The organism is Silvibacterium dinghuense (assembly GCF_004123295.1).
In the GTDB taxonomy this organism is placed as follows: Bacteria; Acidobacteriota; Terriglobia; order Terriglobales; family Acidobacteriaceae; genus Silvibacterium; species Silvibacterium dinghuense.
Map to the genome: position 1 here is coordinate 19,854 of NZ_SDMK01000001.1, position 11,935 is coordinate 31,788.

Annotated in this window: 9 protein-coding genes; 6 read left to right on the forward strand and 3 right to left on the reverse strand. The window is 60.9% G+C overall.

Going from position 1 to position 11,935, the window contains the following annotated elements; genetic code table 11:
- Positions 1–99: 99 nt before the first annotated feature.
- Both ESZ00_RS00105 and ESZ00_RS00110 read left to right on the forward strand, forming a co-directional pair.
- On the forward strand, positions 100–1,488 hold the full coding sequence (locus tag ESZ00_RS00105; RefSeq protein WP_129206157.1) for an ATP-binding protein: 1,389 nt from the start codon (positions 100–102) through the stop codon (positions 1,486–1,488).
- Positions 1,488–2,132 (forward strand): response regulator, encoded by a 645-nt coding sequence (locus tag ESZ00_RS00110; protein ID WP_129206158.1) that lies wholly within the window; start codon positions 1,488–1,490, stop codon positions 2,130–2,132. Before ESZ00_RS00105 ends, ESZ00_RS00110 begins: the two co-directional genes overlap by 1 nt.
- 133 nt (positions 2,133–2,265) lie before the next feature.
- Here the strand turns inward: ESZ00_RS00110 and ESZ00_RS00115 are convergent, their stop codons facing one another.
- Entirely contained in the window at positions 2,266–3,981 is a 1,716-nt protein-coding gene (locus tag ESZ00_RS00115; RefSeq protein ID WP_129206159.1) for a S1 RNA-binding domain-containing protein, read from the reverse strand.
- A gap of 154 nt (positions 3,982–4,135) precedes the next feature.
- Between ESZ00_RS00115 and ESZ00_RS00120 the strand changes: the two genes are divergently transcribed.
- Together ESZ00_RS00120 and ESZ00_RS00125 are read left to right on the forward strand one after the other, a co-directional pair.
- Positions 4,136–4,810: a response regulator transcription factor gene (locus ESZ00_RS00120; protein ID WP_129206160.1), complete on the forward strand. Its 675-nt coding sequence runs from the start codon at positions 4,136–4,138 to the stop codon at positions 4,808–4,810.
- Positions 4,779–6,236 carry an ATP-binding protein gene (locus ESZ00_RS00125; protein WP_129206161.1) on the forward strand — a complete coding sequence of 486 codons (1,458 nt, stop codon included), beginning with the start codon at positions 4,779–4,781 and terminating at the stop codon, positions 6,234–6,236. Before ESZ00_RS00120 ends, ESZ00_RS00125 begins: the two co-directional genes overlap by 32 nt.
- A 108-nt stretch (positions 6,237–6,344) precedes the next feature.
- On the opposite strand, the gene ESZ00_RS00130 is transcribed toward ESZ00_RS00125, so the two are convergent.
- Complete coding sequence (locus ESZ00_RS00130) at positions 6,345–6,923, reverse strand: flagellar basal body-associated protein FliL (RefSeq protein ID WP_188590825.1); 579 nt, start codon at positions 6,921–6,923, stop codon at positions 6,345–6,347.
- A gap of 354 nt (positions 6,924–7,277) precedes the next feature.
- Between ESZ00_RS00130 and ESZ00_RS00135 the strand changes: the two genes are divergently transcribed.
- Complete coding sequence (locus tag ESZ00_RS00135; protein WP_164981255.1) at positions 7,278–9,866, forward strand: TonB-dependent receptor; 2,589 nt, start codon at positions 7,278–7,280, stop codon at positions 9,864–9,866.
- Positions 9,867–10,002: 136 nt separating this feature from the next.
- On the opposite strand, the gene ESZ00_RS00140 is transcribed toward ESZ00_RS00135, so the two are convergent.
- Entirely contained in the window at positions 10,003–11,091 is a 1,089-nt protein-coding gene (locus tag ESZ00_RS00140; protein WP_229740850.1) for a LacI family DNA-binding transcriptional regulator, read from the reverse strand.
- A 126-nt stretch (positions 11,092–11,217) separates the two neighbouring features.
- On the opposite strand from ESZ00_RS00140, the gene ESZ00_RS00145 reads away from it, so the two are divergent.
- Positions 11,218–11,913, forward strand: coding sequence for an L-ribulose-5-phosphate 4-epimerase (locus ESZ00_RS00145; RefSeq protein ID WP_275669377.1), 696 nt, complete (start codon positions 11,218–11,220; stop codon positions 11,911–11,913).
- The last annotated feature ends 22 nt before the right edge of the window (positions 11,914–11,935 follow it).

Below are 11,935 nucleotides of genomic sequence, written 5' to 3' on the forward strand. Positions count from 1 at the left end.
TCTATCTTTCGGGTACTTTACCGGGGCCGGACAACCACATTTTCAGCGCAAAACACGCGTACGCTGGTATTGCATCGTAGGGAGGAATGATTAAAACGGATGCCTTTTGAGTTTATCTTTCACAGTCGCGCTGCGCGGCTGGCGCTGGTGATGACTCTCATCGTCGGCATCGCCCTTGCAGACTGGAAAGTAAATGCGGATGTACCCTTTGGCTTTGCCTACCTGCTGCCGATCGTACTTGCCGGTGGTCTGTTAAACCGCTGGTACGTCGTACTGATTGCAGCGCTGTGCGCCCTGCTGGCTGAACTCTTCGATGGCCTCACCTGGTCGATGCCATCCGGCATCACACGAGACTTCCTCTACGTCACCGCCTTCACCGGCATCGGCCTCTTCGCTGCGGAAGTCACGGCGCGCCGTAAAGCTGCCGCGGCACATTTACGCAATCTTAACCGTGAGAATCATGCCCGCCGTGAAGCGGAAGAACAACTCGAGCACCTCGTCGAGAGCAGCCCCGTCGCCATTGTAACGCTCGATGCCGAAGGCTCCATCCTGCTCGCGAATGATGCAGCTCATCGGCTCTTCGGCCTTCCCGCCGGCACGCTGACCGGAACCGGCATCACACCCTATCTTCCCCTGCTGGCCAATGTGCCTCACCCTGGCGAAGGCCGCCAGTCCTTCCGCACGATGATGCAGTGTAAAGGCATGCGCCGGGATGGCGAGGCCTTCCTCGCCGACGTCTGGTTCTCCACCTACCCCACATCCGCCGGACCGCGCATGGCAGCCATGATCGTCGATGCCTCGGAAGACTTTCGCGACCGCGAGCAAACCAGCCTCGAGCAGCTTCTGCTCGGCTCCCGCATCCTGGTCAGCGCCGTCTCGCATGAAATCCGCAACATCTGCGGCGCCATCTCCGTCGTGCATGAAAATCTTTCACGCGACAGCACGCTCGCGCATCATTCCGACTTTGAAGCTCTCGGAACGCTCACCCAGGCGCTGAAGCGCATCGCCGCCATGGATCTGCGCGACCGCAGCGCCGTCATTACTTCGATCGACCTACACTCCTTTTTTGAAGAGCTGATGATCCTGCTGCGCCCTTCTCTACAGGATGAAGAGATCCGCGCGATCTGGACTCTTCCCGAAGGTCTTCCCGCTGTGCTTGCCGATCATCACAGCCTGATGCAGGTCTTCCTCAACCTCGCGCAGAACAGCCGCCGCGCGCTCGCCGGTCATGAGGGAGCACTCTTTTCTCTCTCCGCTCAGGCCTCTGCGGGACGCGTCCAGATTGCGGTGGCCGACAACGGTCCCGGCGTGGAGAACCCCGCCCATCTCTTCCGCCCCTTCGAACACTCGGCAAAGTCCACCGGCCTGGGGCTATATTTGTCACGCGCGCTGTTACGTTCTTTCCACGGCAATCTACGCTATGAACCGTCTTCCGAAGGCGCACTTTTTATCGTTGATCTTGCCGCCGATCCGGAGAACCAAGCCTGATGCATGAACCCGTTCGCCTCCTCCTCGTCGATGACCACACGCTCTTTCGTGAGGGCATCGCCCGCCTGCTCGAAGCCGAAGATCGTCTGCAACTGATCGCGCATTTCGCCTCGCCGCATGACGCCCTTGCCTCCAGCGCGCTCGCAAAAACAGACATCGTCCTGCTCGACTACGATCTCGGCGAATCGAACGGTCTGCAACTGCTCCGCGCCATGCGCAGCCGCCATCCCGAGCTCAAAATCCTCATGGTGACCGCCGGCCTCGACCAGGCTGCCATCCGCCAGCTTCTATGCGAAGGCGCTTCCGGCATTTTCCTCAAGCACAGCGCGCCTACCGATCTGATTCAGGCCATTCTGATGATCATCCGCGGCGGCTCGTGGATCGACAGCAGCATCCTGAACAAGCTCACTGCGCCGGCTCCGCCCGTGCAACGGCAGGAGACACGGCCCACGCTGGAGCTCACTCCGCGCGAGCAAGATGTGCTCAACGGTGTCTTCGAAGGACTGACTAATAAGGAAATTGCCGCGCGCATGTCCATCTCGGAAAGCTACGTCAAGGCACTGCTGCAGCAACTCTTCGAGAAAACCGGAGTACGTACGCGAAGCCAGCTCGTCCGCGTCGCTCTCGAACGCCAGCGCGCCTAGAGCATTTCATCGGAGGGACGGCAGCCAGGTACCCCACGTCTCGATTCTGAGACGTGGGACACATCCTCCGCGACCAGCGGGAGCGAGTACCGAAGGCGAAGTGGCAAAAGACGAAGGCCTGGACAGCCGGTCCTTACGCAGGCTCCACTTCCACGCGCTTCTGCGCCGCATCCAGCACCGTGATGCGGAACGAACGTACCTGGCCAACCTTGAGGCCAGTATCCGTCGCCGGAGCCTTCACCGAGCCCTTCCACCGCGCCTGCAGCATCGCCGTCAGCGATGAAAGATTCGCCGCACCCGCAGCTTCACTATTCTCCGCCGTGTTCGCAGGAGCCGCGCCGCGGCACATCGCAAAGACACCCTCGCCCAGCTCCACCTTCGCCGAACCATCGCCGGCATCGGCCACTCGTCCGGAAACGACATTGCCGACTGCATGCTCCGCCAGGTACTCATCCAGACCGGTCGGAATCAGCTGCTTCATGCTCAGCTTCACCTGCCGCTTCTCAGCGTCCACGGCCATCACCTGTGCCGTCACCACCTCGCCCACACGCAGCACATCCTGCGGGTGCGCAATGCGTTTGTCGGCGACGATCTCGCTCACGTGCACCAGGCCTTCAATACCCGGCTCAATCTCAACAAACGCGCCGAACGGCACCAGCCGGACCACGGAACCCTTGATGACCGTGCCCGCCGGATACTTCTGCTGTACCGCGGCCCAGGGATTATCGAGCACCTGCTTCAGCCCCAGCGACAGCTTGCGCTCCTGGGACTGCAGGCCAAGGATGATCGCGTCCACCGTGTCGCCCACCTTCAGCACATTCGAAGGCTTGCGCACACGCTTGATCCACGACATCTCCGAAACATGGATGAGCCCCTCGATGCCCGGCTCCACTTCCACAAACGCGCCGAAATCCGTAAGCCGCCGCACGGTGCCGGAAACCTTCTGACCGGCGATGTAGCGCTCCGCCGCCGTATCCCACGGCTGTGCCGTCAACTGCTTACGCCCCAGCGAGATACGGTTCGACTCGCCGTCGATCTTCAGCACCACCACTTCGAGCTCCTGCCCAACTGTCAGCAGGTCTTCCAGCTTCTCGACTCGGGTCCAGGCCAGGTCGCTGATATGCAGCAGGCCATCCACGCCGCCCAGGTCGAGGAACGCGCCGTACGGCGCAAGGGTGCGCACCGTTCCGGTTACGATCGAGCCCTCGCCCAGCGCGGCAAAGCGTCCGGCGCGGGCTTCCGCTGCCTCTTCTTCGAGCACCGCCCTGCGGTCCACGACGACATCTTCCTCGGCCACATCGAGCTTCGTGATCCGGCAGCGAATCTCCTGGCCGACCAGCTTCTCGAGCGACTCCGCATCCCGTGCGCCGCTCCGCGAGGCCGGCAGAAAGGCCCGCACGCCGATATCCACAGTCAGGCCGCCCTTGTTGGCCGCCGTCACCACGCCCACCACGGAGGTCTTATTCGCAAAAGCCTCTTCCAGTGACGACCAGTCCGTCACCCGCGCCACTTTTTTGCGCGAAAGATCGTAATACCCCTCTTCGGTTCGTCCCTTCACCGACACCGGGAAGCGGTCGCCGACCTTTACTTCAGCGGCATCATTCTCAAACGCGGTGCGCGGCAGCGCTCCCTCGACCTTCAGGCCGATGTCGAGCACGACCAGCTCCGGGGTGATGGAAACGACAATCCCTTCCATTTCCGAGCGGTCCTTGCCTGCGAGGCGGTTTTCCCCTTCGAACTGGGAAAGCACTTCGCCGAAAGATTCGGCCGCAACAGAGGAGGTCTCTGCGGTTTCAGGGTTCAGGCTGGCTTCGGAGGACGGAATAGAGGGCACGGATTCGCTGTTCATGCTGATTTCTCATCATTTTGTCACGTTTGCCCCATCCTTTGCTTTGCCCCTCCCCATCACCCCGCGCGCCCCCCTCCCCGTCCCTTCCCTGGCTCCAGCAATCCGGCTTTTACCTGACTGCAACAATCCGGTGGCTTACTGTCTGGAGCGCACCATGAATGTTCTGTTGATCGAAGATGACAAACGCATTGCAGGCCTGGTCGAACGCGGCCTGCGCGAAGAGGGCCACAGCGTCTCTACCTCCTATGACGGCATCGAAGGCGCGGCTATGATGCTGGGCGGCGAGTATGACGCCGCTCTGCTCGACGTGTATCTGCCCGGCATGGATGGCTTCCAGGTCCTCGAAACCGTGCGTGCCCGCCACTGCCGCACGCCCATTCTCATGCTGACCGCCGTCGATGCCGTCCCCAAAGTGCTCAAAGCCTTCGATCTGGGCGCCGACGATTATCTCGTCAAGCCGTTTCTGCTCAAGATTCTCCTGGCGCGCATCGGCGCCATCGCCCGCCGGGCCCAGCCGGTGCAAAGCCCGCTGCTGCAGGCTGCCGGCGTCACGCTCGACAGTCAGCGGCGCCTCGCCATCCGCAACGGCCGGCAGATTCCGCTGACCCGCAAACAGACAGAGCTGCTGGATGTCCTCATGCGGCGCAGCGGCCTCGTCACCTCGCGCGAAGAGCTCATCGAAGCCGCATGGGACGACGCCAACGGCGTCAAGGAAAACACGCTCGACGTTTACATCCACAGCCTGCGCACTAAACTCGAGGACCGCTCCGAGACCAAACCGCTCATCCGCACAGTACATGGCACGGGGTACATCTTCGTTGTGGAATAAGCTGCAGAGACTCTCCATCCGCGCCAGGCTCACACTCTGGTATCTGGCTGTCATCTTCCTCGGAGCCGTTCTCTTCGGCATCGTCTCCTACGGCATCCTGCGCCACGCCCTTATCGTCGAAAAGCAGTCGCACCTGCTCGGACGCGAGACCCGGCTGCTCCACATGCTCGAGACCAACCGGGCGCAGGGCGTGCGCGATTCACTCGAGAATCAGCTCACCGCATACGCGCTGGTCACGCATGAAGGGAATCTCTTCGAGCTGCGTAGCGCGGACAATTCCCTGCTCTTTCCCCAATCCGAGCAGCAGGCTGCGTGGGCCGCGCCCTACGAGCATCCCTGCCTCAAGCGCTCTTTCTTTCCCAGATCCGTCGACGGAACTGCCGCGCTCATCATGTGTCATCAGGCCATGATCGCCGGCCAGCCCATGACGCTCTACGTCGGCAGCTCGCTCGAAGAAGAGTTCGATGTTCTCGCTGCCTATCAGCGAGCGCTTCTGCTGCTCATGCCCGTGATCTTCCTGCTCGCGCTTCTCTGCGGATATTTCCTCAGCCGGCGAGCCATGGAGCCCATCGACCGCATGACGCGCGCCGCAGTCGGCATCGGCATCGGCAATCTCTCTGCACGCCTGCCGGTTCCGCCTGCAACGGATGAAGTCCAGCAGCTTGCCGTGGCATGGAATCAGCTTCTTGCGCGTCTCGAAGCAGCGGTCAAGCGCCTCAGCCAGTTCTCCGCTGATGCATCGCACGACCTTCGCACCTCGATCACGGTGATGCTTGCCACCGCGCAGCTCTCTTTGAACCGCAATCGCTCCGATGTGGAATATCGCGAAGATCTCGACCGCATTGCCACCGAGTGCCGCACCGCAACCACGCTGCTCGATGCCCTGCTGTCGATGGCTCGCAGCGACAACTTCGTCCATGAAATGTCTCTTGAGCGTCTCGATCTCTGCGAACTCATCGTCAGCGGCTGCCGCCGCGTCGAGGACGTCGCAGAAGCCAATCACATCCTGCTCGACTGGAGCCTGCCAGACGAACAGGTGTATATCGAGGGCGACAGCCTGCTCCTGCAGCGGCTGCTCGGCATCCTGCTCGACAATGCCATCAAGTTCACGCCGGAATATGGCGAGGTGCGCGTCGAATTAGGCGCTGAAAAGCACCACGCGTTGCTCCATGTGCGCGACACCGGCATCGGCATGTCGCTCGACACGCGCCGTCAGATCTTCGATCGCTACTATCAGGCCGATCTGCGCGAGCGTCGCACCAAGGCCGGCCTTGGCCTCGGTCTCTCCATCGCACGCTGGATCGCCGATGCCCATCGTGCCGAGCTCACGGTCGAAAGCATGCCGCAAAAGGGCTCGGTCTTCACCATCCGCATGCCGCGCGCGCTCCGCGAAGAAACCGAACACGTCACAGCAACGGTGCCATAAAAGCGGCAGGGTACTCAAACCACGAGTACCCATTCCAGCCTTTTCTACTTCAGCGGAGTACATACCCACGCATGCGACCATCGGGAGCGCGTGCCGAAGGCGAATCACCTACTCCTGCCCCTTGACCAGCTTCGGCTCATGGATCAGCTGCTCATGGGCCAGCTTACCGCCTGCATCGTAGCGCAGTACCACGACCCAGTCATACACATCATCCGGCCACTTGCTGCCCGGAATCAGTTGCGAAGGATCGCCGCCCAGCGCCGTCACCAGCGCAGGAATCTTTCCATGCCGCCATGCAATCAACACGTGGTCGCCATGCGCTGTCTGTTTCAGATTTTCAGCCAGCGCCTCGGGATCCTCGGTGGTGAAATCCGTATTCAGCGGCAGATGCAACGCATGGCTCAGCGGCTCGAGCGTCAGCCGCGGACGCATGCTGTTCTTCGAGTCGTGTCCCGCATAGAGCGCGTTGATTGCGATGCTCTCGCCATCGAGATGAAACGGCGCAAAGTACTGGGCATAAGCCTCCGCGCGCGCAAAGCCCTGCGGCGTCAGGCTCGCGCCCTCCGGAGGCTTCTCCGCATGCCGGACGATCAGCACGGTGGTGTTGGCAAGCTGGTTCTGCGCTACCGCGGTAGCAGCAGCGCAAAAAATAAAGGCAGACAGGAGCGAACGCGAGAACAGGCGCATACGAGCATCAGCCTGACACGAGGCCGCGTAACCGCGCAACCGCCAGAATGAACGCAATGCAATTCCTGAAAGAGTTCTTAAGAACCGCTGCCGAAATCTTAAGGCGCTTCCTTCACATCCGTTTCTTTTCTTCGCAGCATGACCCACTCTACGGTTCCCACCTCAACGCGGAAATGCTTGATCCAGGCAGACTTCCGCAGTGTTTCCGGGAAAATCCCGCATTTCCCCGCTGCGCCTCTGCATCCGCTCATCCTGAAGAGGTTGCCTGAACCCGCGCTGTAACGGGTTATTTACATGCGGCAGTTACGGTGTGCCCAGACCTTAGTCCTTTACTGGACATTTCTGGAGGAAGACTTGTTACACACCATTGGACGCAGATCCTTCACTTGGACCGGAACAGCGGCAACGCTGCTCACTGCCTCGTCCCTGCTGATGGCCCAGACCGCGGCAGGTGGCTCCATTACCGGCTCCGTGATGGATTCCCGCGGCAATGCCATTCAAAAGGCAGAAGTGCATATCCGGAACCGGGCCACAGGCGTCGACCAGAAGCTGGCCACCGACGATCAGGGCCGTTTCTACGCAACCGGACTGGCGGATGGCAGCTATGACATCACCATCGCCTCAACTGGCTTCCAGACCGTTACCCAGAGCCAGGTGTCGCTGAGCGGCGGCAAGTCCCTGCATCTGCCCGTACAGCTCCAGGTTGCATCTTCCTCGGAGAACGTCGAGGTCCGCGCCCTCGCCGGCGACTCGCTCGCCGCCCAGGAAGGGCTCTCTCAGGGTTCGCTCGATACCGAAGCACCCAAGTCTGAAATCGGCAGCAAGTTCATCCGCGAATTCACGCCGCCCACCTCCGACTACACCGAAATCATCCAGATCGCCCCCGGCACCTTCAGCTACAACTCCAACGGCATCGGACTCGGCCAGGGCACTACCTACTTCCGCGGCTTCCCGGACGGCGATTACGACATCACCTGGGACGGCATCCCCTTTGATGACACCAACACCCCCACGCATCACTCCTGGGCCTTCTTCCCCGGCCTCTGGATCGGCAGCGTCGACTTCGACCGCAGCCCCGGCACCGCCTCGACGATCGGCCCCAGCACCTTTGGCGGTTCGATCAACCTGCAATCCCCGGAAGTCTCCCAGGAACAGAACGTACAGGGGCAGGTCTCTTACGGCTCTTTCAACACGCTGCTCCTCGACGGCAAGTACGCCACTGGGATGCTCGGACCGAAGAAGAATATCGGCCTGAACCTCGACATCCACCGCATGACCTCCGACGGCTTTGAGACCTACAACGATCAGGAACGCGATGCCGGCGACATCAAGGTGCAGTGGAACGCCTCCGATAAGACGACTGTCACCGGCTACAGCGGCGTGGTCCGCCTCTACGCCAACACGCCGAATAACCCGCCGCTCCGCGCCCAGATCGAAAACTACGGCTGGAACTACCTGCTGCAGAAAAACGACCCGACCAGCGGCTTCTACCAGCCCTACAACACCTACCGCGTGCCCACCGACTTCGAGTACGTCGGCATTCACTCATTCCTGGGCCGCGGCTGGCTGATCGACGCCAAGCCGTACACCTACAGCTACAACAACGCCCAGTACTACGCGAACGACAACCCGAACGACACCACCGGTCTCGCCACGGGCAAGGACAGCTCCACGGGCTTCATCAACGAAACCACCTGCTCCACGCAAAAGAAGAAGAAGTCCTATTACTACCTGCCCTGCGCCGTCGACAAGCTGAACAGCTATCGCAAATACGGCGAGACCGCCACCGCCAGCCAGATCTCGAAGTACGGTGTCTTCCGCACTGGCCTCTGGTATGAGTGGGCTACAACCAACCGCTACCAGTTCCCGTCCAATCCCCTCACCCACGAAGATCAGACCCTCCCCAACTTCCACGAGAACTTCTGGACCAACTCCTACAACCCGTTCATCGAGTATGAATGGCACCCCACCAAGCGCCTGACCCTCACCGGCGGCGACAAGGAAGCCTATTACACGATGAACCTCAAGCAGTATGCGGATGACGGCAAGATCGTCGGCGATCTCAACGGTGCGGCCTACACCACCTCTTCAGGCGGCTTCGGCAGCAATCTGCCTTCGGCCGAAGGCAACTACCGCATCCTGAACAACTGGTCGGCCTACGCGCAGTTCGGCAAGGGCGCGCAGATTCCGCCCAGCTCTACCTTCGACGTCGCCGGCGGCGGACAGGAAGTCAGCACATTGCCCAAGCCGACCGAGACGACCACCTACCAGGCTGGAACCGTTCTCAAGGCCAACCGCTTCACGCTCGACGCCGATGTCTTCCGTGTGAAGTTCCAGAACAACTACGTCTCGAATGCCGTTGCCAACCCTAACGACTCTGCCTACGACCTCAACGAGTACTACCTCGGGCCTGACTCCGTCACCAAGGGCTTCGAGGCGGAGACGAACGTGGCCCTCGGCTATGGTTTCCATGCGTACGCCAACGGCACCGTGAACAAGGCCACGTACACCGGCAAGGGCGTGCCCTCCGGTCTGAATGTAGCCGATACTCCGGGCTACACCCAGTCGCTGGCTGTCACCTACCAGGACCACGGCTTCGACCTCGGCATCATCGAGAAGCGCGTCGGCGCTCACTACAACGACAACGGCACCTATCACAACCAGGTTTACGATGCACCTTTCAACAACGTGAACCTGTTCCTCAACTACACCATCCGCAAGCACTCGATCTTCGACGAGTCGAAGATCGGCTTCAGCATCAACAACCTCTTCAACAGCGAAGACATCCTCGATGTCGCCGCCAGCAACAGTGCGGTCGCCGTCAACGGATCCAGCTACATCGCCACCACTGCGATCTCGCCTCTCGATCAGCTCAGCCTGACTGCGGCACGCAGCTACATGGTCACCTTCCGCATGGGGCTCTTCCCCAACCGGAAGAATTAACCACTCCCTCCCCCAGCACCAACGACAAGGCCCTCGCATGATGCGAGGGCCTTGTCTGTTTTGGCAGGACGTTAACGGGACATGGGAGAGCACAGGCAAAGAACCCGACTACACCCTATCCCCTAAACCCTATCTCCTATTTCTTCACTCTCTTTTTCTTCCCCACCGCGTCAGTCCCGCGCGGATACCCCGTCGACTGACGCACCGTCAGCGCCGTCGGCACCCTCCATGTTCTCGGCTGCCCGGACAACTCCTGCCCTTCAGCAATCGAGCGCAACGCGTTAAACGCAGCACGCGCGAGATCGTTGCGCGACATCCGCACCGTGGTCAGAGGCGGGTTCACGAACTCGGCCAGGTGAATATCGTCAAAACCGATCAGCGACACGTCTTCCGGCACTCGCAGCCCAGCCTTGTTCAGCACCCGCAACGCGCCAATTGCCGTCATGTCATTCGAGCACAGCAGCGCAGTCGGCAGCGATCCAGCAGCCAGCATCGCGTCCATGCACTGCATTCCTCCCTCGAGCGTGTGATCGCCCTCGACAATCCAGTCCTTCCGCGGCGTGACGCCGATCGTCTCCAAAGCCTCCAGGAATGCAGCCTTTCGCAACTGGGAGGAGCGGTGCCGCAGCGGCCCGCTGATGTAGCCGAACTCCCGGTGTCCCAGCACCGCCAGGTGCTGCACGCCTTCGTGAATTCCCTTGCGGTAATCCACCAGCAGCGGCCGCACCAGTTCACCAGGCGGTCCGGCATCGACAAAGACCATCGGCACCCGTCGCGAGGCCAGCTCTTCGAGGAGCGGCTGCTCCACGCCGAAGGTCATCACCGCTACGCCTTCCACGCTGCGCTCGATCATGCGCCTCACGCACAGGCTCATCCGTTCCGGATCGTAGTTCGTCGACCCGATCAGGATCTCGTAGCCATTCTCGACCGCGACTTCTTCGAATCCCTGAATCAGTTCGGGAAAGAATGGGTTGGTGATTTCCGAAACCAGCAGACCGAAAAGACGTGTCCGTCCGGAGACGAGCGCCCGCGCCTGCGTATTCGGAAAATAATTCAGCTCCTCGATCGCCGCCCACACACGTCGGGCCAGTTCCTTATCAACGGTCGGAACTCCGTTAATTGTGCGTGAAACTGTGGCGATCGACACCTTTGCATGCTGCGCCACATCGCGAATATCCAGACGCTTTTCCTGGTTTCCCTGCCGGGGTCGTTTTCTCGTCGCCAAACTTGCACTCCTATCTTGACTGGCCCAGTTTAAAGCGCGTACCTTCAAACTTCCAGTAAACGTTTGCCGAACTAAAACTGGTAAACCGCTTTAGCAACTGTCATCATTTCTCGGGAAGGATTCTTCATCATGCTCGAACAGCTTCGCCGCGACGTTCTCGAGGCCAATCTCGAAATCGTTCGCCGTGGTCTCGTACTGTACACCTTCGGGAATGCCTCCGGTATTGACCGCGCTTCCGGCCTCGTCGCCATCAAGCCCTCCGGCGTCCCTTACGAATCCATGACCCCCGAGGACCTGGTCATTACCGACCTTGATGGCAATATCGTCGAAGGCAAGCTTCGTCCTTCCTCCGATCTTGCCACCCACCTCCATCTGTACAAGGAATTCCCCACCATCGGCGGCGTCGTCCACACCCACTCCGAGTACGCCACCGCCTGGGCTCAGGCCGGCCGCGAGATCCCGGCATTCGGCACCACCCACGCCGATTACTTCTACGGCCCCGTTCCGGTCACCGACGAACTCACGCCCGAGGAAATCAACGGCGATTATGTGCTGAATACCGGCATCAACATCACGAATCGCTTCAAGGGGCTCGATCCGAACGCAATCCCCGGCGTTCTGGTCCGCGGCCACGCCCCCTTTGCCTGGGGCAAGGATGCAGCCGACGCTGCCTACCACGCCACGGTTCTCGAAGCCGTTGCCCGCATGGCCTGGTTCACAGTCGCGCTCAACCCCACCTGCACCGGCGTTTCCCAGGCCCTGCTGGACCGCCACTACCAGCGCAAGCACGGCGCCAAGGCCACCTACGGACAGGGCAAGTAGAATGGCTCGCGCGCTGCACCGG